This window comes from Paenibacillus sediminis, from assembly GCF_017873765.1.
Classification (GTDB): Bacteria; Bacillota; Bacilli; order Paenibacillales; family Paenibacillaceae; genus Paenibacillus_AG; species Paenibacillus_AG sediminis.
In genome coordinates, this window is the sequence record NZ_JAGGKP010000001.1 from 524,365 (window position 1) to 547,738 (window position 23,374).

The following is a 23,374-nucleotide window of genomic DNA, read 5'->3' on the forward strand; positions in this document are numbered from 1 at the left end:
AATGATTAACATCACGATTTGGAACGAATTCGTTCATGAACAAGTTCATGAAAAAGTAAGAGAGGTATACCCAAAAGGCATTCATCATGCGATTGCTGAAGGGATTAGAAGCGATGCTTTTAACATTCGCACAGCGACACTAGATCAACCAGAGCATGGATTGACTGAGGAAGTGCTTAACAGTACAGATGTGCTCATTTGGTGGGGGCATATGGCTCACGATAAAGTGAGCGATGAAGTTGTGGCTAGAGTTGTAGACCGTGTGCTGAAAGGTATGGGACTCATAGTCCTTCATTCGGGTCACTTTTCTAAACCATTTAAGAAATTGATGGGCACAAGCTGCGATCTACTCTGGAGAGAAGCGAATGAGCAAGAAATACTTTGGAACGTAAACCCGTCTCATCCAATTGCAAAAGGTATCGATACACATTTCATTCTTGATCATGAAGAAATGTATGGGGAATTTTTCGACATCCCAGCTCCTGATGAAATCGTGTTTATTAGTAACTTCCAAGGCGGAGAAGTATTCCGCAGTGGCTGCACTTTCCGCAGAGGCCAAGGCAAAATTTTCTACTTCCGTCCAGGTCATGAAACGCATCCGACTTACTTCAATTCAAATGTTCTGCAAGTCATTTCGAATGCGGTTCATTGGGCATCGCCGGATCAACCTGTACCAGTAACATTTGGCCATAGACCAAATCCTGTTCGTCCTCTGGAAATGTAAGAGTAATATATCTGACAATTATGTCAAAAAAGACGGCGCCAATGATTGGTGCCGTCTTTTTAAGTGGAAAAAGCAGTTTTTTTGAAATTAGCGTTTTCACAAAGTATAAAGTATGGTAACATGATATATACTAACTTATCGTAAGTTTGCTCACGGACTCTGTAAGGAGAGGTGAATAGCAATGGAAACTGATCAATTGAATATGTGTCCTCGTTTTGAAAATGCGTTTTCTGTTTTGGGTAAACGTTGGAATGGACTGATTATCGAATGCTTGATGAGCGGTCCGAAGCGGTTTAAAGATATTTCTAACATCATTCCATCCATGAGTGACAAGATGCTCTCAGAGCGGATGAAGGATTTAGAATGTGAAGGACTGCTGGTTCGTCATGTCTATCCAGAAACACCTGTCAGAATTGAATATGAGCTTACAGAAAAAGGCAAGGCGCTTCGCCCTGTCATGGAACAAATTCATAATTGGGCAGAGCAATGGATCGAGATTGAAAAATAGCGAAAGAGAGGTTCTCTAATCGTGGCAGACGTAATAATTATTGGTGCAGGTCCTGCTGGAGGAAGTGCAGCGCTATTTATCGCTAAAGCAGGGAAAGAAGTCATTGTTCTAGACAGCAATGCCAGCATGACAAAGCGTGCATGGATTGAGAATCACTACGGTGTTAAAGAAATTACAGGCCCCGATTTGTTGCAAGTTGGGCGTGAGCAAGCTGAGAAATTCGGGGCTAAGTTTCTAGATGAGAAAGTAACGGATGTTGTACCAAGTGGACAAGCTGTTGTTGTCAAAACGGAATCCGGGCGCAGTTATGAAGCGTCCCACGTAATCATTGCAACAGGTGCGTCTACAGAATTAGCGAATACGATTGGACTTAAGCTTAAGGATGGCAAAGAGCCGCGTATTAAAACCGTCATTGATGTAGATGCTGCAGGGCGTACAAGCAAAGAACGCATTTGGGCAGCAGGTACGGTCGCAGGTGTGAGCGTTCATACGATCATTACTGCAGGCGACGGCGCTAAAGTAGCTATCGAAATCATCAGTGAACTGAATGGTGAACGCTACGTCGATCACGATGTATTACAAGCAAAAGCATAATTGATGGAGTGAAATCCTTCCCCACTTGGGAAGGATTTTTTCTATGCCTGCAAGTTACTTCTTTATCCATAGTTGTAGTATAATGGTAAAAATGTCGACTAACGAGAATAGGAGGTAGCATATGAAGAAAACAGGCAGAATGACCCACGTAAAATATACGAAAGAAGACATTGCCGAGTTACAGAATGCCTCTGTTAAGGTGCATCACATTTATACCAAAGCGTTGTCGCTCATACAGCAATACTTACCGGACTCTTTATGGTATAACGTTTTCGGCGTACTTCCCGAAAAGATTGTTGAACTTCGTAACGCAGAGATTGAGGCAATCCCAGCGTTTCAACAATGGATTCAAGGACCGAAAGGTTGGAAGTTCATAGGATGTGACCTTGAGGAGTCTGAAATTCAAAATGACAGTTTTGATCAAGGTGTCATATGCAACCAAATTTTGCAAGCGCTTATATGGTCGCAATATGAACAAATAAAGCTGTTGCATCCTATTCTAAAAGCAGAAACATTTTATTCACGCGAAGAACTTGAAACAATTTCAAAATATGTCGTCCCCACATACTATTCTAACATTCCATTCGTTGAGCGCGGTACATTATACAAGGAACGAAGCGGCTGGAAATTTACGATCAAAGACATAAATGCTAAAGGGCCTGTCGTATATCAGGAATATGTACCTGTTCCTCAAATGGATTCACAGGAGCACCAGTCGTTAAATGGCCCGCTGCTAACAGGTGTTTATGTAAAGCGGAATCAATTTTTCGGACTTGGTCCTTATGTCAGAGATACAGACGGCCATAGAAATTATTTAGAAGTTATGGTTCAGTGAGCGAATGACGAAAATAGATAATTTTATCCCTCGATTAGCAAAATGTCGACCTTACTGATTGAAAGCCCTTTCTTTATAATGAAATTGTAATAAAATTCCATGTATAAGGAAGAGGGTCTGCCCGAAATGAAAAAGAGTTTAATGCTGTTGGTGTCTTTGCTAGTATTAACATCTTTATTATTATCGGCATGCGGAGGAGGTTCGAAGCAAACAAGCAGTTCTCAAACAACCGAGGAACAAACACCGCCACAAACGACAGAGCAGACTGGGACTGAGGAGAAGAAGAGTGCTGAGCCATTCGAAATTACAATTCGACATACGCAAGTAGGAGCGGATAAACAAAAACGGCTGGCGATTCTCACTGATGTCGTGAAGAAAGTGGAAGCCGATGTTGAAGGTTTAACGATTAATCTTGATGGAGTCGATTCAGATGTGAACCGTAAGGAGAAGCTGCGCGGCGAAATGGCTGCAGGCAATCCACCAGAAATTTTCGATCTGTTCGGAAGCCCTGACTCTAAAGTGTACGCGAAAGAAGGAAAACTGCTGGATCTGACGCCTATTCTCGATGAACTTGGCATTAAGGACAAATTTACTTCTCTTGCCCCATTTACGTATGAAGGTAAAATATACGGTTTGCCAATCGGCGGATCGGGTGAAGGGTTCTTCTATAACAAAGAGTACTTTCAGCAAAAAGGATTGAAGCCGCCAACAACGATGGCAGAGCTCGATAATATTCTTGATACGATTAAGAAAGACGGCAAAGTTCCTTTAGCCGCCGCTTCCAAAGCAGGCTGGGTTCCTCTCATGTTGACGAACCATTTGTGGTCACGGTATGCGGGTCCGGACATTACCGCTAAATTTGCAACTGGCGAAGCGAAATGGACAGATCCGAATGTTATTAAAGGATTTGCTAAGCATCAAGAATGGGTTGATAAAGGCTATTTCAAGAAAGGGGAGCTTGGATTTGAATATGGGGAGTACACAACCCAGTTCACAAGCGGTGAAGCGATCTTAATGTACGACGGAACTTGGAAATCGTCTGTATTTAAACCAGGTCAAAGCGGTGAAGGTATGATTGGCAAAGTTGGATTCTTCAATATGCCTCCAGTAGAAGGCGGCATAGGTGACCAGACAGCACTCATGCGTGATGTGAATAACGGCTATGGGTTCTCGGCTGCAGTAGCAGATGATCCTCGCAAGCTCGAAGCTGTGAAATTGTTCATCAAATACTTGTACAACGAAGATATGCAGATTCGCGGTCTTGTAGAAGACGGCGTGCTGCCTTCGATGAAACTGGATGAAGCTACATTGAACGCTAACATTACGGATGATTTGATGAAGGAAATTGTAGCTGTTCTGAACTCAGCACAGTCTTCGTTCCCAGCATTTGACGCGTTGGTGCAGGCTGACGTTACAACCGAAATTAGCAACATTCAAATTCAAAAGCTGATTGGCAAACAGACGACACCTGAGAAGATGGCTGAGGCGCTGCAAAAGGTTCAGGACGAAGCGAACGCAGCTGCAGAGTAAAATAAATACAGACGTGGAATGTATCTAATGAGTTATAAAAGGTACATTCCACTTCTTTATAAGCGAGGCTTGCAGCCTTACAGTTCGGAGGTCGACATGAATAAAGCGTTAAGAAATCCTGTCACATTCTTCCTATTCATTTTGCCAGGATTTATTCTGATGACGATGTTTTTTATCTATCCGATCATTAGCGCTGTCTATTACAGCTTTACAAGTTGGAACGGCGTTTCAGATCACGTAAAGTTTATTGGTTTGAATAATTATACGAAGGCTTTGGGAGATGAGCGGTTTTGGATTTCGGTTACAAATAACGGCTTATTTATCGCTTTTTCAATCATCATTCAAGTGCCAATGATCGTATTTTTCTCCCTCCTTATTGCTAATGTGAGAAGTCTTAAAGGCTTATATAAAACAGCGGTCTTTCTTCCTTCTATTATGTCTACAGCGGTGATCGGTATTTTATGGGGATTCATTTACGAACCGAATATCGGTCTCTTGAACAGTATATTAAAGCTATTTGGGGTAGATACGATCTACTGGCTGGCAGATGAGAAATATGCGATGCTGTCGATTCTCATCACAAATGCATGGCAATGGACTGGATTTTATATCGTGATGGTGCTCGCTGCCATCATCTCCATTCCGAGAGAGCTGGAAGAAGCAGCTGCCATTGATGGTGCGTCAGGCATACAAAGAGCGATGCGGATTACGTTACCGCTTATTAGACCTATTATTTCGGTTGTCATCATGTTGTCGATTGCTGGAGCGATGAAGGCGGCGGACATTGTCATTGTTATGACCAAAGGAGGGCCGGCAGGTTCAACCGATGTAATGGCGACTTATATGATCAAATATGCCATTACGAATTTTAAATACGGATACGGGAACACAGTAGCGGTTCTTATTTTTGTATTTACGCTTGTTCTCACTGCCCTTTACCAATGGCTCATTGCCCGGCGCAGCGAAAGGATTAAATACTAATGGCAGGCCCATACAAGTTTTCATTCAAAAAAATGTTGCCCCATCTCATCTTAATGATCTATTTGCTCGTTATTCTTTTTCCTTTCCTATTCGTATTGTTCTCATCCGTAAAGCACAACAACAATGAAATTGCCCTCAATCCCTTTGGTATTCCGAAACAGCTCGTATTTAGCAATTATGTAGAAGCATGGGTAAATGCCAAGATCAGCACATACTTTGTGAACAGCTTGTATATTTCAACCTTGTCAGCTGCCGCGTCTATTCTTGTTGCTTCTATGTTCTCATTTGCAGTGTCACGTATGCGATACACTAAACTCGGATTCATCTTATCCTCTTGTATATTAATAGGCATGCTTATTCCTAACAATGCTTTGCTGCTTCCTATTTATTTGCTCGTAAAAAAACTGCATATATTAAATACCCATTGGGCGCTCATTATACCGTATATCGCTAACGCGATTCCTTTTTCGGTCATTATTTTATCCGCATTTATGCGGTCTCTCCCAACCGAGATCGAAGAAGCAGCGGTAATGGATGGGTTGAGAGCTCCGGGGATTTTTGCTAGAATTGTGGTACCACTTACAGTTCCTGCCATGGTGACGGTGTTTATCGTGAATTTCCTCGGGAATTGGAACGAATTCCTTCTCGCCAATTATTTTCTATCTAATGACGAGCTTCGCACGCTTCCGGTAGGAATGGTTGGTTTCCGCGATCAGTATCAAATGAATTATGCTCAAATGTCAGCGGGCATTGTATACAGTGTAGTCCCAGTCATTGTGATCTATGCCATCCTCCAAGAAAAGATTATCGAGGGTGTTACTGCAGGTAGTATAAAAGGTTAAGGCTTGTTTCAAGTTTGAATCAGGAGTCCTGTCTATGAACCTTCGGCTAAAGCTGTTTACTGCCTTTCTTGCACTCATTATCATTCCGTTATTTGTGCTCGGTATAGTCACGTTTCTCGTTACCTACTATTCCATTGAGGAAAAGTATAGCCAGCAAGCAGAATACTCTCTTAAAGCCATTAGCTACAGTATTACGAATGTTTTTAATGAAATGAACAATGTAACGGACAATGGAATTGCTACGGCGGTTTTCGAGATGGCGCTAAGTGCGAAAGATCCCGAAAATCAAGATTTAACGGATGCGGATCAATTGAACTTGAACGCAAACCAGCGTAATTTCCGTACTCTGCTCTACAATCATCCTGCGATTAGCTATGCGTTTTTGTACAATTTTAAAGGAAAGGGCCAGTCTAGTATTGTGTCCATTTTCACCAAGGAAAATTTTAAAACATTGCCATTTGATGAATTCAAGAAGCATCCGCTCTATGAGCAGGTGATGAAGCTAAATGGACTGCCGAAATGGCTTGCGCCGCATGAGTATCCTGAGCTTACTGGCTCCGAGCCTGTTTTTACGCAAATCCGATTAGTGAAGGAATTAAGTTATTTTCGGAATGTAGGTATTCTCGTCGTGCAGGTGAAGAATTGGGAATTCGAAAAGATTTTCAGAAACTTAAAGCTAAGCAGCAACATGCAGGATACTCGGTTCCTCCTTGTAAATGACGAAGGGCTAATTCTATATGATCATACTGGGAAGCTGGATAGCGAGACGATCCAGTCGCATATGAACCATTCCGTGATGTTTAAAAGCGGCTATCAGAGCTTTCGAGGAAAGTTTGACGGACAAGAGAGCATCATTTCGGTCTATCATTTAAAGGAATATCCATGGAGTCTCGTATCGGTTGCTTCGTGGCATTCACTGTCTCAAGAAATTCGAGTCATTGCGGTATGGTTCATTGTCATAACGAGCATCTGTTTACTCGCAGCAATCTTGTTCAATCTCATCTTTATGAACCGTATTACAGGTTACATCGGCGTTATTGTTCGATTTATGAGAAAGGTTGAAGACGGGGACTTGCACGTTAGAGTGGAGACGAAAGGAAATGACGAGCTCCATTTGCTTGCTGAAGGCTTCAATAACTTGATGGATAAAATGAATCAGTTGTTTAGGCAGGTTAAGTGCGAGCAAGACCAGAAGAACAAAGCGGAGCTTCGTGTATTACAAGCACAGATCAAGCCGCATTTTCTATTTAATACGCTGGAATCGATTAATGCACTCGCCGTTCAGAATGAAGGGAAGAAAGTAAGCCAAATGGTATATAGGCTTGCCAGCATTTTACGCATTAGTATTCAAGGAAACGAAGAAATTACGATTATTCAAGAGCTCGAACATTTGAACAGTTACTTAGAAATTCAAAAGTTTCGGTTTGAAGATTTGTTTGATTACGAAATCGATATTCATAAAGAGCTGTATAACCATATGATTTTGAAGCTGACGCTTCAGCCGTTAGTAGAGAACAGCATCCAGCACGGTTTCGAGGGCATACCGTATCGTGGAAAAATACGAATTACCGGTTACGCAGAGTCAGATCGTATTTTGCTGCGGATTGAAGACAATGGAATTGGTATGAGTTCAGAGCAACTTAAAGTTTTTCAATATATGGTTTCTGAAGAACACGAGAAAGCGAATCAAGAGCGTAGAGGACTTGGCATTCGCAGTGTAGCGGATCGCCTTCGCATCCACTATGGCGAGCGGTATGGTCTATTTATTTGCTCCCATTCTGGTGAGGGTACAATTATTCAAATCGTCATTCCTAAATATGAATGGGGGGGTAGCCGTGAAACTTAGAGTACTGCTTGTAGATGACGAGCTGCCGATTTTAAACAATTTACGGTCGGTTCTGCCATGGGGAGATATGGGGATAGAAGTTGCGGCTGTTGCCCGCAATGGAGTTCAAGCGTTATCAGCGATTGATGAGCATGCTCCTGATATCATTCTGTGCGATATTCGAATGCCGGTTATGGATGGAATGACCTTTTTGCGAGAGATGCGCGAGCATGGCTGCACCAGTGAAATTGTCATGCTATCCGGTTATCAGGAGTTCGAATATGCTCGGACCGCTATTCAATACGGAGTCAAGGACTACATTTGCAAACCGATTCATTATGAACAATTAGAATCCGCCGTGCGGACGATAGCTGAAGATATTCGGACGAAGAGAAGAAAGGAGCTGATGCAGTTTACTCCTTCATTCGTAGAAGGCCCAATTGATGCAAGAGGGAAGAAATCTTCAGAACTATTAATGATATCCGCGCAGGAGTATATTCAGCTTCATCTTGGGACGGATTTCGGTATTGATGATATTGCAGAGTACCTCGGGATCAGCTGCAGTTATTTTTGCCTGCTTTTTAAAAATCATTTTGGGGAAACATTTGTAGAATATATGACCAAACAGCGAATCGAAGCGGCGAAGCGATTATTGCTGAAAACAGAGAAGAGCATTGCTCAAATCGGCGCAGGTGTGGGCTATCATGAGCGTCGTTATTTTACAAAAGTGTTCCAAAAGTATACAGGGATGACACCTTCGGAGTATCGGGATCATCAGAGAGATTCTTCGGCGTAATAAGGAGTAAAGCATGCATTTTGTCGTATTGATGAAAATTTTTACTCGGCTGTAAGTAGCAATTTTTGTTATAATAACTTTTACAAGGCTGGTAAGGTCTTTGTTAGAAGACCAAGCTGGCTTCTTTTTTTCAGCATCATTAGAAACTTTTGCCTGTGATAAAACGTTTATAACTATGCATTTAGCGCAGACAAAAATGACAAAATGGGAGTAGAAGGAGCCGAGTAATGAACTTAAAGAAATGGTTAGTTGTTGCTTTAGTAGCGTCTCAAGCTGCGATCGCCCTTCCAGTAAGTGCAGATAATGCGCAGCAGGGAACAGGGGATCAAAGCAGTGTTCAGCAAGTTCCGCAGAACAGTACAGATCAAAGTATGACAGGGGATTCAGCTTCAAATGGTGCGGTAAATTCACTGCCAGCTAATAATGATGGGTCAGCGGCTAATCCGCAGACATCGACACCAAACGAGAGTTCAAGCGGGTCTAGCGAACCAAGTAATCAACCTGCGACACCCGATTATTCTGCGATGTCAGCAGGTCCAGGTCAGCTTGTTTTAATGATGAACAGCAATAAAATGTATCAAGACGGAAAGTTGTATTTAGCTGGTCAGCCAATGACAGTGAAAAATGGTGTGTCTTATATAGCGATTCGGGCAATCGTTGAACGTGTCGGTTTAGTGCTTGCTTATGACAGTAAAACAAAAGAAACGATTATTACGAGCGGCAGCAACGAGCTTCGCTTTAAAACTAACAGCAATGTGTATAAGGTGAATGGCGTCTCTAAACCGATGAAAGGGGCATCGTATCAACAAAAGAATACATTCATGGTGCCGCTGACATCGATTACACAAGCGCTCAATATCCCTTATGCCGTGGATCAAAAAGCGAAGAAAGTGATTTTGTCCTTATCAACGAAGCCTGTCGCGACGTTTACAATTCAGCCTGTTGATATTTACGCAGGACAGACGCAAGTGATGTATCAAACAAGTTCGTCTTCTCCAAGAGGTCTTGCGATCGTAGAAGAGCGCTGGGAAGGACGAGAGGATATTTTCCAAGAACCAGGCCCGCATGTTGTTACATACTCGGTTCGCGATTCAAGCGGACAGTGGAGTGATCCATTTTCGATAACGATTGACGTTAAGAAGCCAAATGAACCGCCAGTTGCTATGTTTACTACAGATAAAGATACATATAAAATGGGTGAGCTTGTCACGATTACAGATCAAAGTACGGATGATGAGAATGCGATCATTAGCCGTGATTGGTTAAACAATCGTCTCGCCTTTTTCACACCGGGGCCAGTTACGATTAAGTTGACTGTAACCGATAAGCACGGCGCATCATCGTATTACGAGAAAACAATCAATATTACGAATGAAACGCTGTATACGGAGGATGACTTTAATAAAATCTTTACACCAATTGGTGCAAAATATACCTTTAATGGTTCTTCCGTTCCATCGATGAATAAAATTCAGTATACATTTGATTCTGAGCCGCGAGTGCTCATTCGCAGCAACAGCCCGGAAACTGTATATTCTGAAGGAATTGTATATAAAGAAACAGCTGTAGGCAGCACTCGTTTTATGATCCATCATAAAAATTCAACGAACAAAGATATGATGATGTATGTCGTTGCGACGAACCGCAACTCTGAGGCTGCTTCGCTAATTACGGATGATATCGGGTTTGCAGGACCAAGTGAGTTTGCAACGGCTGCCGGGAAATTGTCGGTTCAGCGTTATTTTGAATCGATGCAAACGGGCTCACGTCATCAAGAGATATCTCTGCAACCTGGAGAAAGCAAGGTCATTCTTAACGATTTAAGTGCACAGAAAATAAAACCCGAGCAAGTCATCTCATTGCTGGCTGATACGTACTCTGATTATCCGATTGAATATAACATTATTATGATCGATCCTAGCAAAGACCCGCTCAAAACTCTGCCGTACTTGTATGTACTTGAGCGTGACGGAATTCATAATCGCGGCACTTATCCAATGTCTACTCGTAATATTGAAGTAAGCGATCTTGTCGGCGGCAGTACTCCATCTCGTTTGGCATTAGGAGATAACGGCAGTGATCCGAATTTGACTGGAATGGATGGTGTAACGGGTCTAGAAGCTTCAAATGCGGGTAACTTTGGAGTGCTCTACGATATGAAGTTTGACCGTGTCGCACCCAATACATTGATTACGTTTAACCCTCGCGGGGGAAAATTTGCAGGGTTTATTCTTGTCAATGGTAACATCGTGGACGTCGCGTCAAACGGTGCAGTCGATGCACCGAATGAAACGAGCGTTCTGTACCGAACGGGCAGCTATGAAACATCTGTTGAAATATTATTTACCGCTGCACCGGGCAGTAATCTGCCGATCAACTTCCTGTTCATGCCTTTACCAGAACGTAAAAATTAATATGAGGATAAATAAAGCCCTTGTTCTTATTCCAGAACAAGGGCTATTAGTTTACTTGTGTGCAATAGGACATACTTTACAGTATGTTTTATTCGGAAGATTGTGCCGCAGGCAGCAGTGTTGACGAACTAGGGCTTTATCAGTGATGTCGGGTATTACGCCGCCAGGCACAGAATGGAGCAGCGGATTTGAGGCAGTTCCAAACCACGAAGCGGACGAGTGTGCGAGCAAATGATTAAAATCGGTCTGAATAGATCGTTTCTCTTGGTTCGTACTTGCTCGTGAGTAAAATTCGCCATATTCATGACGAACATATAATAACGTACTTTCCCACAAAATTTCTATTTTGAGATGAGAGATCTGATGGATTTGCAAAAATAAAGGACTGAGAAAATGCTTGAACATAGCTGATGCAACGTTATCCAGTTGAAAGTCATCATTTGAGTCTTCTTCATCGTATTCGTAATGAAGTGATAGATTCCCGGCATCGGTTATCTCCAAATGCAGGCGATCCTTCTGAATAACGAGCGGCACCTTCTCTATACTCCACAAGTATAGGATTCCGCATACAGAGCGGGCGATATGTTTCACCAGTGTCGAAGCAACGATCGATTTAAAAGAATTGCGAGCTGCCTGTTCAGTATGATAGGTGCTTGCATAGAACGTCAGGGCATCAACAAAATGATGGTGATCAAGCAGATCGCTTGTACGAATTGTATATGAATTTTCATATGCGATGTACCTATTTGGTTCTTCTATATATAATCGGAAATGATCTGCTACGTATTCAATCAGCTGAGTAGAAAGTCTCATTTCACCCTACTCCTCCCGGCTTCGCCACAGTAAGTAAATGAAGAATGGTGCTCCGATTGCCGAAGTGAATACACCAACAGGAACATCTAATGGAGCAAACCAAGTACGGGCGCATAAATCTGCAGCAACGACAATAAATGCACCGCAGCATGCGCTGGCAGGAAGCAGGCTGCCAAATGAGCCGCCGATGAGTTTTCTTGCCATGTGCGGAGCGAGGAGTGCTACAAACCCGATCGCACCTCCGATCGAAATAGATGCACCTGCAAGGGCAACAGCAATGATGATCAACATTACTCGGTCTTTCTCCACATGGCTTCCAGCTGAAGCAGCAACATCGTCTCCAAGCTGCAGCATGTTGATTCGGCGGGTAAATATGAAAGACGCGATAAACAAGACAATAAACCAAGGAACGATCATCATCACATGTTTCCATGAAGAACCATACACACTGCCGAGGAGCCAGTCGAAAGCTTTCTGAGCAACTTCTGTCGGTCCAGTTACGAGCAGCATCATCGACACTGCCGACGTTGCCGAACTGATCCCAACCCCAATGAGGACAAGCATGAGCGGCTTAACGCCATTTTTCCATGATAATAAGTAGATGAGAGCAGTCGTAACAGCCGCTCCCACAAAGGCTGCAGGAGGGATCCAGAATACACTGGCCGTTGGTATGAGTGTGATGATGGCAACAGCCACCACCGAAGCGCCGCCGGTAACCCCCATAATATCGGGCGAAGCGAGCGGGTTGCGAATTAATCCTTGCATAATAGCTCCAGATGCAGCTAGACAAGCACCAACGAACGCTCCGGAGATGATCCGAGGAAGACGCAACTTTTGCACCGTAATGACATCAAGGGAACTGCCTTGACCGAATATCGCTTTGATTACGTTCCACGGTGAGATGAGGTTCGTTCCAATTCCCGTACTTATAATAATTGCAAGCAACACAGCTAGTAATAGAGCCGTTAATATAATAAGCTGCTGTTTTGTCGTTAAAAATGAGATAGAACCTTTATATAAACGAACCGGAATATTGGAATCGGCTGAAAATCTCTTATTGTTCATTTCTGCAGTAACCCCTTTCTGGCTGCATAAACGAAGAAAGGCACACCGATGAGAGCAGTCATCACACCGATTGGCATTTCACCAGGAGCTGCTATAAAGCGGGCTGCAATATCAGACAGAAGCAGTAATATAGCGCCTAACAATCCGCTATAAATGGCAAGCCAGCGAATGTCGTTGCCGACAAGATACCTAGCAATATGCGGAATAACGAGTCCGATAAAACCAATCGGTCCTGCAATTGCCACAGAGCTTCCTGCTAAGATGACAATCAGAATACCCATGAGCAGTTTAAGAAGCGCTGTTTTTTGCCCGAGACTTTTGGCAACATCATCTCCTAAGAGAAGCGTATTGATAGCTGGGCCTATGAAGAAGGAAACGATCCACGCACCTGCCATGTAAGGAGCAACTTTAAGGAGCATGTCCAGACTGCGTCCTTCGACAGAACCTGTCATCCAGAATAGTACTTCCTCCATAGCGCGATTGCTCGCAATGAGCATTCCATTCGTTAGAGAAGAGCACAGAGCCGCTATAGCCGCCCCTGCTAAAGTGATTTTGAGAGGAGTTAATCCTTGTCGTCCCACAGATCCTAATATAAAGACTAGCAGACAACTGACCCCAGCGCCTAAAAATGCGATCCAAGTGAAACTCGTAAGTGAGTTAACTCCGAATATTACAAATGAAGTAACAACAAACAGGGCCGCGCCTGCGTTAATGCCGAATATACCTGAGTCTGCGAGCGGATTTTTCGTTAATGATTGAAGCATAACACCGCATATTCCTAAGCTCGCCCCAACGAACGCCCCAATGAAAGCACGAGGGATACGAACATCTCGAATAATAATTTGTTCGTTGCTGCCGTTAAAAGCAATAAGTGCCTGCCACGTATCATGCCACTCCGTTTTATGAACGCCAAACATCACACTGGCTGCGAAACCAGTTAATGCAAGAAGGACACCAATGAAGACGCCCAACCATCTATAACGATTATTATGTAATAAGTAAGAGTGCATGGCTTTTCCTTTCTTTCTTATGTCGTACGTTTACAACTTTAAAGTGTAAAGTGAAGGGTCGTCAAAGTCAATGATTATCATTCTCAATTAGAAATAATTCATAATTTGGTCAAGATTCAAAATGAATTTTATAATTGAGCAAAATGATGTTGACAAAAGATCAATGGTTAAAGTAGGATTGTTATCATTGATAATCATTATCATTGATAATTGTTATCAATACATAATTTGAATAAAGGGGAGCAAGAGGAGAAATGAAAATTTTCAAGAGCATGATGTTTTTGGTACTGGCAACTGCATTGTTGCTTGCTGGATGTTCGAAAGGTAAAGAGACTACATCTTCTAGTAATCAGCAAAGCAGCAGTGAACAGTCAGAACGTGTTATTAAAGACGCAATGGGAGAGGTTAAAGTTCCTGCACACCCGCAGCGCATTGTTGTATTAACAAATGAAGGCACAGAAGCTTTGCTTGCTCTTGGAATTAAACCAGTAGGTGCGGTGAAATCATGGACAGGAGACCCATGGTATCCTCACATTAAAGATAAAATGGAAGGCGTTGAAAACGTCGGTGAGGAAGGTCAGCCTAATCTCGAAGCAATCGCAGCTCTTAAACCTGACCTGATCTTAGGAACTAAAATGCGCCAAGAAAAAATTTACGACCAGTTAAAAGCCATCGCCCCAACCGTGTTCTCTGAAACATTGCGCGGAGAATGGAAAGATAACTTCAGCTTGTGGGCTAATGCTGTGAACCAAGCCCAAAAAGGTAAACAAGTGATTGCTGACTATGATGCAAAAGTAGCTTCCTTCAAAGAAAAAGCTGGCGACAAGCTGAATACGAAGGTATCGATCGTACGCTTTATGCCTGGTAAAGTACGTATTTATTACAATGATACATTCTCAGGTATTATATTGAAGGATCTTGGCTTGAAACGTCCCCCAGTGCAAGATAATGACGGCTTCTCTGATGATGTAGGTAAAGAGCGCATTCCAGATATGGAAGGCGACATGTTGTTCTATTTCACATATGAAACTGGAAACGGTGAAGGAACTCAGCTTGAAAAAGAATGGACGAACGATCCGCTTTGGAAAAATCTGAATGTTGTGAAAAGCGGCAATGCACACCGTGTAAATGACGCGATTTGGAACACGGCTGGCGGCGTCATTGCAGCAAACTTAATGATCGATGATCTTGCTAAATATTTTGACATTAAACTATAAATCATTTTGAAGCGGGCCTTGAATAAGGTCCGCTTTGTATGTATACGGGCATGGCCCAAATTGACTGCAACGTTTGTTTGATGCATTATTTAGTAGACAGTTATTCAAGAAATGATGCGGTTAATCGTCTGTAACAGGGAGGGCAATAATCGTGGCTGTTGTTCGTAAAATGGTTCAAGCTCCAATTCGTGTGTACCGAAAATATATTTCTCCATTAAAACCGCCAACTTGCCGTTTTTATCCGACGTGCTCCGCATATGCGCTTGAAGCCATTGAAGTGCATGGAGCTGTGAAAGGTTCGTGGTTGGCAGCGAAACGAATCGCGAAATGCCATCCGTTTCATCCTGGAGGCATTGACCTTGTGCCGCCAAGGAAAGCAAGAAATGAATAGCAGTCATCATGGATAACACGATGCCGCTTGACATGACACTATCCATTTCAGTATATTCATGATATATAGCTGTTGCATATCACATATTTCCGAAGAATGGATAAGTACCGAGTCTATATTCAGCTCAGAGAGCCGGGGAAGCTGAGAACCGGTCTGATGCGGCTCGTGGAAAATGGTCCAGGAGGAACTGCTTTCGAGCAAGCGATCGATTGGTCGCTGTAAGGGAGCGGCGTTACGCCAGCGATAATGGTGCCGAGCCTTTATATGTACGAATAAAGGGAATTTGGGTGGTAACACGTGAGAAGACTCTCGTCCCATGGTGGGGCGGGATTTTTTTGTTTTCTATAATATATTTAAGGAGGATGGACATAATGTCTCAAAACAAAACGTTCTACATTACAACACCGATTTATTATCCAAGCGACAAGCTCCATATTGGTCACGCATACACAACAGTGGCAGGCGATGCAATGGCTCGTTACAAACGTCTTCGGGGATATGATGTCCGCTACCTGACGGGAACGGATGAACATGGACAGAAGATTGAACGTAAAGCTGCAGAGAGCGGCAAGACACCTCAGCAATTTGTTGATCATATCGTGGCAGGTATTCAGGAGTTGTGGCGGAAGCTTGATATTTCTTATGATGATTTCATCCGCACAACGGAAGAACGTCACAAGAAAGTTGTTCAAGATATTTTCGACAGACTTCTTAAGCAGGGCGACATTTATAAAGGAGAATATGAAGGGTGGTACTGTACACCTTGTGAATCGTTCTTTCTAGAACGTCAGCTCGTAAACGGCAATTGTCCGGACTGTGGTCGACCTGTAGAACTGGTCAAAGAAGAAAGCTACTTCTTCCGCGTTAGCAAATATGCGGACCGTCTTCTCCAATACTATGAGGAAAATCCGGAGTTCATTCAACCAGAGTCTCGCAAAAATGAGATGGTGAACAACTTTATTAAGCCAGGTCTGGAAGATTTGGCAGTATCCAGAACTACATTCGACTGGGGCATTAAAGTGAAAGGCGATCCCAAACATGTAGTCTATGTATGGATTGATGCGCTATCTAACTACATTACCGCTCTTGGTTATGGTACGGAAAATACTGAATTGTATGAGAAGTATTGGCCTGCGGATGTTCATTTGGTTGGAAAAGAGATTGTTCGCTTCCATACGATTTATTGGCCGATTATGTTGATGGCTCTAGGTGCTCCTCTTCCTAAAAAAGTGTTCGGTCATGGCTGGCTGCTTATGAAAGACGGCAAAATGTCTAAGTCTAAAGGCAACGTTGTTGACCCGGTCACCCTCATCGATCGTTACGGTCTTGATGCACTGCGCTACTACTTGCTTCGTGAAGTGCCGTTCGGCTCTGATGGAACATTCACGCCTGAAAGCTTCGTAGAACGTGTGAACTCTGACTTAGCGAACGATCTTGGCAATTTGCTGAATAGAACGGCAGCGATGATCGATAAATACTTCGATGGCGAAATTCCAGCATATGCTGGAAATGTCACTCCGTTTGATGAGACAATTGTCGAATTTTCGCGGAGCACAATTCAAAAGGTGGAAGAAGCAATGGAGAAAATGGAATTCTCTGTAGCTCTTACAGCAATCGGTCAATTCATCAGCCGTACAAACAAATACATTGACGAGACGCAGCCATGGGCTCTTGCGAAAGACGAAGCGAAACGTCCTGAGCTCGCCTCTGTAATGTATCATTTGGCAGAATCGCTTCGTATTGCTTCTATCCTTCTTCAGCCGTTCCTTACACGCGCTCCAAAGAAAATTTGGGAGCAGCTCGGCATTACTGAAGGTGAACTTACAGCTTGGGATAGTGTACGTACCTTTGGATTGACTCCTGCGGGTACGAAGGTTAATAAAGGTGAACCGATCTTCCCGCGTCTTGATAGCGAGCAGGAAATTGCTTATATTGTTCAAGCGATGGGAGGAAATGCAGCAGCAGCGGCTGCACCTGCAAACGCAGCAGAAGTGAAAAGTGAAGAAGAATCTCCTGAAGCGAAGGAAGAGATCTCTATTGACGATTTCTCCAAAGTAGAGCTGCGTGTTGCACAGGTCATCTCAGCTGAGCCTGTCAAAAAAGCCGACAAACTGCTTAAGCTGCAGCTAGATCTCGGATATGAACAGCGTCAAGTCGTATCGGGAATCGCTAAATTTTACAAGCCGGAAGAGCTTGTCGGACGTAAAGTCATTTGTGTAACGAATCTGAAGCCAGTGAAGCTTCGGGGTGAATTGTCTCAAGGGATGATTCTGGCCGCATCTAAAGGCGACCAATTAACATTAGCAACCGTTCCAGATGAAATGCCAAATGGCGCGATTGTAAAGTAATAAGCAATAAATAATAGAAAGGCGGGTCCATACTATGTATGGATTCGTCTTTTTTTGCGATGAATCATGATCTGATGATGTCGCAACGTGACTAGCTAACTCTGCATCATTAGAGATATAATAATGATATTATGATCTTGGAACAGATTACGATGATTTGGGAAATAAAGACATCAGATTAATATCACACTATGTACATCTTTATCATAAACTTTCATCAAAACCCATCTAAACAGCATCATTCTGCAGATTGGAGAGGCGATACAAATGACGGCGAATCATGAAAATACGATCATTAATGAAATGATTAAGGTTATGTCCATCAATGGATGGCGTGTTACGGAACAACGTCGTAAATTAGCAGAAATATTCGCTAAAACGGATGGTTATCTATCTCCCAAAGACGTTTACGATCAAATGACCACAGCATATCCTAGTGTAAGCTTGGATACAGTGTATCGTAATTTGCGTCTATTGAGTGAGATGGGGGCATTAGAGCAATTTTATTTCATGGAAGGCGGATTGAAATTTCGAGCAAGTTGTCTGACACACCACCATCATCATTTAATTTGTGTGAATTGCGAGAAGACATTGACTTTTGATTATTGTCCAATGGAAGATGAATTGAAATTGCCTGGATCTTTTAAAATTTTAAATCATCGATTTGAGGTGTATGGCATTTGTGAAGAATGTCAACAAGAGTCGACCACAGATTGACAAAAATCAGTCCATCTTGTTAACATTAAGTTTATAGTAAATATTACGATTAGAGTCGGATCCGTTAATCCGGCTTAAACTTTTGTTTAAAACCGTAATTATTACATATAAGAAGGGGTGTGATGTACCTGAATATATATAAATTCGGTGGCAGATATTACTGAGAAGATCGGTTGACAAATAATGAAATGAGCCCATATAATCTTATTTGTAATTATTATGATTAAGGAAAGTAGAGTTGAAGGATGAAATCGAAAAAGATACTGTTTGCCTTGTTATGCGTTATTTTTATAGTAGCTGGGTGTGCGAATCAATCATCGAACGGCAAAATTGTAGAAGGTAAAGTGAACGTTGTTACTACCTTTTATCCAATATATGAATTTGCTAAACAAATCGGCGGCGAGAATGCGAATGTTATTAATTTGCTGCCCACTGGTGTTGAACCTCATGATTGGACGCCAAAGAGTCAAGATATGATGAACACATCGAAGGCCCAATTGTTTCTATATAACGGCGCAGGGCTTGAAGGCTGGGTACCTGATTTTCTGCAAGGACTAAATAAGAATTCAAAGGTGAAGAGTGTCCAGGTAAGCAAAGGCATTAACCTGATTACTACAGAAGAAGTTGATGATCATGATCACGGGAATGCGGACCACAGCAATACTCATATTGACCCACATACGTGGGTGAGTCCGAAATCGGCTATGATTATGGCTGACAATATTAAAAATAGTTATGTAGAAGTCGACCCAAGTCATAAGCAGCAATATGAAGCTCGTTATCAAGAACTTGTATCAAAGCTGAAGGCTCTTGATCAAAAGTATGAAACAGAGCTTGCCAAAGTAACTCGTAAAGATATTGTTGTATCGCACCAAGCTTTCGGCTACTTGTGCCGTGACTATGGACTTACGCAGCATGCTATTATGGGATTGTCACCGGACGCAGAGCCTAGAGCACAGGATTTAGTACAGCTGGCGAAAACGGTGAAACAGGATAACATCAAATATATTTTCTTCGAACAGTTAGTTTCTGATAAATTAGCGAAGACATTGGCTAACGAAACGGGAGTAAAAACATTGGTGTTGAACCCGGTAGAAGGACTGACGAAAGAACAAGTGAAAGCAGGAGAAGACTACTTCTCGATTATGGACAAAAACTTGCAAAATTTACTGCTAGCTCTACAATAAAGAATGATCGAAGCCGAAAGGAAGGCTATTATGCACCAAACTTTAATAACGAACTGTCATCAAAATATTATTGAACTAAATAACGTAAGCTTCTCATATATGGACCAGAAAGTCATTTCTGGTCTCAATTTTTCCTTGAAACAGCGTGATTTTGTCGGAATCGTTGGTTCTAATGGAGCGGGTAAAACGACACTGCTTCGTATGATTGTAGGTCTGTTAAATCCAACAGAAGGTGAAATTAGATTGTTCGGGGAACCGATTAGGAAGTTTCGGGATTGGGAACGGATTGGATATGTACCACAGAAAACTGCGTTCAACCCGCTATTTCCGGCAACGGTTCGCGAAGTCGTCTTGTCAGGATTATACACGAACAAAAAGTTGTTCCGCCGTGTAAGCCGCGCAGATCAGCAGAAATGCGATGATGCCCTTGAAGTGATGAAAATTGAAGACATTGCGAATAAACGAATCGGACAACTATCCGGCGGGCAGCAGCAGCGAGCTCTATTAGCAAGGGCGCTTATTAACCACCCTGATTTGCTTATTTTGGACGAACCGACAGTAGGTATTGATGCGGAGACACAGGAAAGTTTCTTTGAACTGATTACTCATATGCATGAGCATCATGAAATGACGTTTCTCATGGTATCGCATGATTTAGATATGGTTGAAAATTATTTAGGCAAAGAACCGGTTCATCAAAGCGGTAAAATAAATTTCTTTGTTCGACATTCTCATGAAATTTTAGACTGTGAAGAAACCAATTTACAGCATTCGTTAGTTTAAGAGTTTAAGAAAAGGAGTCGTGTTTTATTTTGGACATTTTATATAGTGATTTTTTTCAGAGGGCTCTTGCAGGCGGACTGCTAATTGGTCTCACGGCACCGCTTATCGGAATTTTTCTCGTGTTAAGGCGCCTTTCGATGATCGGGGATACGCTTGCACACGTCACGATTGCAGGTGTTGCTCTCGGATTTCTTATTGAAGTGTATCCGATTGCGATCGGACTCGTATTTGCTGTTCTAGCCTCCTTTGGCATTGAGAAGCTGAGGAAAGCTTATAAAACATATGCGGAGCTCTCCATTGCGATCATTATGTCTGGTGGTGTTGCGCTAGCTTCTATCCTTTTTACGCTTGGAATGGGTTATAATACAGATGTAACGAGCTATTTATTCGGAAGTATTTATACACTTGATCAGACCGATTTGGTTGTGGTTGGTGCGGTAGCGCTCGTTGTTGTTATTGTTGTTTCGTTATTTGTAAAAGAGTTTTTCCAGCTTAGCTTTGAGGAAGATGCCGCAGCCGTTAATGGTTTGCCGACTAAATTGCTCAATATGCTCCTTACGGTAATGACTGCACTCGTCGTTAGCACAGCGATTAAGATTGTAGGAGCCTTGCTTGTGTCTGCGCTTCTTACCATTCCGGTTGCAACGAGTTTATTAATCGCTAGAAGCTTCAAATCGTCGATCGTTCTATCTGTAATTATATCTGAGACTGCTGTAGTGCTTGGGCTTATGATAGCAGGGATATGGAATCTTGCACCGGGAGGAACGATTGTACTGCTGCTCATTTCAATGCTTATATTAACCTTAGTCGGTAAAAGAGGCTTTTCAACTTAGCGCATAGACCAAGAGAGGTGTTTTATGTCAAATCTCAACATTTGGATTGCTTTTGCAGCAGGACTGGCATCGTTTATTTCTCCTTGCTGCTTGCCGCTTTATCCTTCTTACTTATCCTATATTACAGGAATGTCGGTCCATAAGCTTAAGACGGAACAGAACAAGAGAGAAGTTCGTTTGCGTACAATGAGTCATACGTTTGCTTTTATTTTAGGTTTTTCAGCGGTATTTTACTCTCTCGGCTTTGGAGCAGGACTATTCGGCGATTTTTTCAACAACTATCGCAATTTAATTCGTCAATTATCAGCTATTTTAATTATGGTAATGGCTTTAGTGCTTCTTGGCGTCTTTCAGCCGCAGTTTCTAATGAAAGAGCGCAAAATGAACTTGAACTTTAGACCGACTGGATACATAGGTTCATTTATTTTCGGAATTGGATTTTCTGCAGGCTGGTCACCTTGTATTGGACCCATTCTGGCGACAATTGTTGCCCTCGCCGCCAGCCATTCGGGTCAATGGTTTGCACTCATTACAGCGTATACCGTTGGATTTGCGGTGCCGTTTTTTGTGCTGGCATTCTTTATCGGCTCAACAAAATGGATACTCAAATATTCCGGCAAAATTATGAAGATTGGCGGAGCGATCATGCTTGTCATGGGACTCCTGTTATTTACGAATCATATGACGCGGATTACGATCTGGCTTCAGCAAATTACGCCGGATTGGCTTAAGTTCTAAGATCATTTAAGTAAAATAATCAATTCTGGCATCTGGAAAATGTTCGAAAATCCGCTCTGTGATAAACTCTCGCAGGGCGGTTTGTTGATCATCGGGATATACGTACTTATATTGCCCCCAACGACCCCATTTTGTTTTACGTTTTGCAATATCCATCTCAAGCTTTGTTTTCGGATAACGCTTCTCAATGATCGCTTTTGATGTTTTCGTAAAGCGATGCTGAATCATTTCGAATGTTAAGTCTTTGAGCCCCTTCGGAAGAGCCTTCTCTAATTTCTGCAGAAGTTCTGCGTACCCTTCCTGCCATCCTTCATACCATATAATAGGTGCTATGATAAAGCCTAGTGGATAACCTGCATGGGCTATTTTAGAAGCAGCTTCAATCCGTTCTTCGAATCTGGATGTAGCGGGTTCAAATTGCTTAATGACGTAATCTGAATTGACGCTAAATCGAATGCGGGTATGGCCATTGTGCTCTAGATTCAGCAGCGAATCGACGTGGTGATACTTCGTAACAAAGCGCAGTCTTCCGAACTCTTCATTAGCCATAAATTCAATGAGTTCAGCCAATGAACCTGTAATGTGCTCGAGACCAACAGGGTCTGAAGTACAAGCAGCTTCGAACCTCGTTATTTGCGGAGCACGTTCTTCAATATACCTTTTTGCTGCACCCAAAATTTCATCCGTATTCACATACACCCGCACATAAGGCTTAGAGCCAAGAGTAGTCTGTAAATAACAGTAATGACAATGTCCCATACATCCTGTAGAAATGGGGATAGCATACTCAGCAGACGGTTTAGATTGATCGAAGGTCAATGTCTTTCTTACTCCAACAACTAACGTTCTTTTTGCATTTTTATATTGTTCAAGTTCCGTTTCACCCGGCAGATTGGTGATCCGATTATGGGAGGTTGTCATGCGGTAAGGGATGTTTTGCGATTTCACCCATTCCATAATTTTCGCGCCTTTCGGATATTCCAGCGCCCTAGGTTCAAAATAAACCAAATCCGGAACAAACGGCTTGGTAGGCCTTATTTTATTCTTGACTTGTGGTTCTAGAATGGCAGTTCCCAATAATGCTTCACTCCTCTCTATTTAGCAATATGTTTATTATGCTATTGCTTTTTGCGAAGCAATCTTGGTAATAAATGAGCCAAATTACAATGCCCTCGGACTTGCCAAGCTATAAGAATAACATGTATCATTACTAGAGCAGAGAT

General features: G+C 42.5%; 22 protein-coding genes. 18 read left to right on the plus strand and 4 right to left on the minus strand.

Annotated elements, in window-relative coordinates; translation table 11 throughout:
* The first annotated feature begins 1 nt into the window (after position 1).
* The 10 genes from J2Z20_RS02435 to J2Z20_RS02480 all read left to right on the plus strand — a co-directional run bounded on the left by J2Z20_RS02435 (position 2) and on the right by J2Z20_RS02480 (position 11,049).
* Positions 2 to 724 (plus strand): ThuA domain-containing protein, encoded by a 723-nt coding sequence (locus J2Z20_RS02435; protein ID WP_209845008.1) that lies wholly within the window; start codon positions 2 to 4, stop codon positions 722 to 724.
* Positions 725 to 905: 181 nt separating this feature from the next.
* Positions 906 to 1,232: a winged helix-turn-helix transcriptional regulator gene (locus J2Z20_RS02440; protein WP_209845010.1), complete on the plus strand. Its 327-nt coding sequence runs from the start codon at positions 906 to 908 to the stop codon at positions 1,230 to 1,232.
* Positions 1,233 to 1,253: 21 nt separating this feature from the next.
* Positions 1,254 to 1,826: an FAD-dependent oxidoreductase gene (locus tag J2Z20_RS02445; RefSeq protein WP_209845012.1), complete on the plus strand. Its 573-nt coding sequence runs from the start codon at positions 1,254 to 1,256 to the stop codon at positions 1,824 to 1,826.
* A 121-nt stretch (positions 1,827 to 1,947) separates the two neighbouring features.
* Complete coding sequence (locus J2Z20_RS02450) at positions 1,948 to 2,661, plus strand: hypothetical protein (RefSeq protein WP_209845014.1); 714 nt, start codon at positions 1,948 to 1,950, stop codon at positions 2,659 to 2,661.
* Between the two features lie 126 nt (positions 2,662 to 2,787).
* A complete protein-coding gene (locus J2Z20_RS02455) occupies positions 2,788 to 4,191 on the plus strand; it encodes an extracellular solute-binding protein (RefSeq protein ID WP_209845016.1) in 1,404 nt (467 codons plus the stop codon).
* 96 nt (positions 4,192 to 4,287) lie between these two features.
* Positions 4,288 to 5,172 (plus strand): carbohydrate ABC transporter permease, encoded by an 885-nt coding sequence (locus tag J2Z20_RS02460; RefSeq protein ID WP_209845018.1) that lies wholly within the window; start codon positions 4,288 to 4,290, stop codon positions 5,170 to 5,172.
* Positions 5,172 to 6,014 carry a carbohydrate ABC transporter permease gene (locus J2Z20_RS02465; RefSeq protein ID WP_209845020.1) on the plus strand — a complete coding sequence of 281 codons (843 nt, stop codon included), beginning with the start codon at positions 5,172 to 5,174 and terminating at the stop codon, positions 6,012 to 6,014. Before J2Z20_RS02460 ends, J2Z20_RS02465 begins: the two co-directional genes overlap by 1 nt.
* Positions 6,015 to 6,048: 34 nt before the next feature.
* A complete protein-coding gene (locus tag J2Z20_RS02470) occupies positions 6,049 to 7,860 on the plus strand; it encodes a cache domain-containing sensor histidine kinase (protein WP_209845022.1) in 1,812 nt (603 codons plus the stop codon).
* Positions 7,850 to 8,635 (plus strand): response regulator, encoded by a 786-nt coding sequence (locus J2Z20_RS02475; RefSeq protein ID WP_209845024.1) that lies wholly within the window; start codon positions 7,850 to 7,852, stop codon positions 8,633 to 8,635. Before J2Z20_RS02470 ends, J2Z20_RS02475 begins: the two co-directional genes overlap by 11 nt.
* 227 nt (positions 8,636 to 8,862) lie before the next feature.
* Positions 8,863 to 11,049 (plus strand): copper amine oxidase N-terminal domain-containing protein, encoded by a 2,187-nt coding sequence (locus J2Z20_RS02480; RefSeq protein WP_209845026.1) that lies wholly within the window; start codon positions 8,863 to 8,865, stop codon positions 11,047 to 11,049.
* A 51-nt stretch (positions 11,050 to 11,100) separates the two neighbouring features.
* On the opposite strand, the gene J2Z20_RS02485 is transcribed toward J2Z20_RS02480, so the two are convergent.
* Genes J2Z20_RS02485 through J2Z20_RS02495 form a run of 3 tightly spaced genes read right to left on the minus strand, consistent with a single transcriptional unit; the run spans position 11,101 to position 13,937 of the window.
* Positions 11,101 to 11,862: a hypothetical protein gene (locus tag J2Z20_RS02485; RefSeq protein WP_209845028.1), complete on the minus strand. Its 762-nt coding sequence runs from the start codon at positions 11,860 to 11,862 to the stop codon at positions 11,101 to 11,103.
* Positions 11,863 to 11,868: 6 nt separating this feature from the next.
* Positions 11,869 to 12,927: a FecCD family ABC transporter permease gene (locus tag J2Z20_RS02490; RefSeq protein WP_209845030.1), complete on the minus strand. Its 1,059-nt coding sequence runs from the start codon at positions 12,925 to 12,927 to the stop codon at positions 11,869 to 11,871.
* Positions 12,924 to 13,937, minus strand: coding sequence for a FecCD family ABC transporter permease (locus tag J2Z20_RS02495; RefSeq protein ID WP_209845032.1), 1,014 nt, complete (start codon positions 13,935 to 13,937; stop codon positions 12,924 to 12,926). Before J2Z20_RS02495 ends, J2Z20_RS02490 begins: the two co-directional genes overlap by 4 nt.
* Positions 13,938 to 14,191: 254 nt before the next feature.
* On the opposite strand from J2Z20_RS02495, the gene J2Z20_RS02500 reads away from it, so the two are divergent.
* From J2Z20_RS02500 to J2Z20_RS02535, 8 genes are all read left to right on the plus strand, one after another.
* The gene (locus tag J2Z20_RS02500) at positions 14,192 to 15,154 is read left to right on the plus strand and encodes an ABC transporter substrate-binding protein (protein ID WP_209845034.1); all 963 of its coding nucleotides are present in this window, start codon (positions 14,192 to 14,194) and stop codon (positions 15,152 to 15,154) included.
* Between the two features lie 169 nt (positions 15,155 to 15,323).
* Entirely contained in the window at positions 15,324 to 15,545 is a 222-nt protein-coding gene (gene yidD / locus J2Z20_RS02505) for a membrane protein insertion efficiency factor YidD (RefSeq protein ID WP_209847202.1), read from the plus strand.
* Positions 15,546 to 15,916: 371 nt separating this feature from the next.
* Positions 15,917 to 17,893, plus strand: coding sequence for a methionine--tRNA ligase (gene metG, locus J2Z20_RS02510; protein ID WP_245251840.1), 1,977 nt, complete (start codon positions 15,917 to 15,919; stop codon positions 17,891 to 17,893).
* Positions 17,894 to 18,160: 267 nt separating this feature from the next.
* Positions 18,161 to 18,610 (plus strand): Fur family transcriptional regulator, encoded by a 450-nt coding sequence (locus tag J2Z20_RS02515; RefSeq protein ID WP_209845036.1) that lies wholly within the window; start codon positions 18,161 to 18,163, stop codon positions 18,608 to 18,610.
* Positions 18,611 to 18,855: 245 nt separating this feature from the next.
* Entirely contained in the window at positions 18,856 to 19,797 is a 942-nt protein-coding gene (locus tag J2Z20_RS02520; RefSeq protein ID WP_209845038.1) for a metal ABC transporter substrate-binding protein, read from the plus strand.
* A gap of 30 nt (positions 19,798 to 19,827) precedes the next feature.
* Entirely contained in the window at positions 19,828 to 20,580 is a 753-nt protein-coding gene (locus tag J2Z20_RS02525) for a metal ABC transporter ATP-binding protein (protein ID WP_209845040.1), read from the plus strand.
* Positions 20,581 to 20,609: 29 nt separating this feature from the next.
* A complete protein-coding gene (locus J2Z20_RS02530; protein ID WP_209845042.1) occupies positions 20,610 to 21,413 on the plus strand; it encodes a metal ABC transporter permease in 804 nt (267 codons plus the stop codon).
* Positions 21,414 to 21,437: 24 nt separating this feature from the next.
* Positions 21,438 to 22,151, plus strand: coding sequence for a cytochrome c biogenesis CcdA family protein (locus J2Z20_RS02535; protein ID WP_209845044.1), 714 nt, complete (start codon positions 21,438 to 21,440; stop codon positions 22,149 to 22,151).
* A 6-nt stretch (positions 22,152 to 22,157) separates the two neighbouring features.
* On the opposite strand, the gene splB is transcribed toward J2Z20_RS02535, so the two are convergent.
* Positions 22,158 to 23,228 (minus strand): spore photoproduct lyase, encoded by a 1,071-nt coding sequence (gene splB, locus J2Z20_RS02540; protein ID WP_245251841.1) that lies wholly within the window; start codon positions 23,226 to 23,228, stop codon positions 22,158 to 22,160.
* Positions 23,229 to 23,374 lie beyond the last annotated feature (146 nt).

What these genes read in the sequence shown, in the direction of transcription:
- J2Z20_RS02435 (WP_209845008.1), top strand. Translation starts at nt 2, where the DNA reads ATGATTAACATCACGATTTGGAACGAATTCGTTCATGAACAAGTTCAT.
- J2Z20_RS02440 (WP_209845010.1), top strand. Translation starts at nt 906, where the DNA reads ATGGAAACTGATCAATTGAATATGTGTCCTCGTTTTGAAAATGCGTTT.
- J2Z20_RS02450 (WP_209845014.1), top strand. Translation starts at nt 1,948, where the DNA reads ATGAAGAAAACAGGCAGAATGACCCACGTAAAATATACGAAAGAAGAC.
- J2Z20_RS02455 (WP_209845016.1), top strand. Translation starts at nt 2,788, where the DNA reads ATGAAAAAGAGTTTAATGCTGTTGGTGTCTTTGCTAGTATTAACATCT.
- J2Z20_RS02460 (WP_209845018.1), top strand. Translation starts at nt 4,288, where the DNA reads ATGAATAAAGCGTTAAGAAATCCTGTCACATTCTTCCTATTCATTTTG.
- J2Z20_RS02465 (WP_209845020.1), top strand. Translation starts at nt 5,172, where the DNA reads ATGGCAGGCCCATACAAGTTTTCATTCAAAAAAATGTTGCCCCATCTC.
- J2Z20_RS02470 (WP_209845022.1), top strand. Translation starts at nt 6,049, where the DNA reads ATGAACCTTCGGCTAAAGCTGTTTACTGCCTTTCTTGCACTCATTATC.
- J2Z20_RS02480 (WP_209845026.1), top strand. Translation starts at nt 8,863, where the DNA reads ATGAACTTAAAGAAATGGTTAGTTGTTGCTTTAGTAGCGTCTCAAGCT.
- J2Z20_RS02485 (WP_209845028.1), bottom strand. Translation starts at nt 11,862, where the DNA reads ATGAGACTTTCTACTCAGCTGATTGAATACGTAGCAGATCATTTCCGA.
- J2Z20_RS02490 (WP_209845030.1), bottom strand. Translation starts at nt 12,927, where the DNA reads ATGAACAATAAGAGATTTTCAGCCGATTCCAATATTCCGGTTCGTTTA.
- J2Z20_RS02495 (WP_209845032.1), bottom strand. Translation starts at nt 13,937, where the DNA reads ATGCACTCTTACTTATTACATAATAATCGTTATAGATGGTTGGGCGTC.
- J2Z20_RS02500 (WP_209845034.1), top strand. Translation starts at nt 14,192, where the DNA reads ATGAAAATTTTCAAGAGCATGATGTTTTTGGTACTGGCAACTGCATTG.
- yidD (WP_209847202.1), top strand. Translation starts at nt 15,324, where the DNA reads ATGGTTCAAGCTCCAATTCGTGTGTACCGAAAATATATTTCTCCATTA.
- metG (WP_245251840.1), top strand. Translation starts at nt 15,917, where the DNA reads ATGTCTCAAAACAAAACGTTCTACATTACAACACCGATTTATTATCCA.
- J2Z20_RS02515 (WP_209845036.1), top strand. Translation starts at nt 18,161, where the DNA reads ATGACGGCGAATCATGAAAATACGATCATTAATGAAATGATTAAGGTT.
- J2Z20_RS02520 (WP_209845038.1), top strand. Translation starts at nt 18,856, where the DNA reads ATGAAATCGAAAAAGATACTGTTTGCCTTGTTATGCGTTATTTTTATA.
- J2Z20_RS02525 (WP_209845040.1), top strand. Translation starts at nt 19,828, where the DNA reads ATGCACCAAACTTTAATAACGAACTGTCATCAAAATATTATTGAACTA.
- J2Z20_RS02535 (WP_209845044.1), top strand. Translation starts at nt 21,438, where the DNA reads ATGTCAAATCTCAACATTTGGATTGCTTTTGCAGCAGGACTGGCATCG.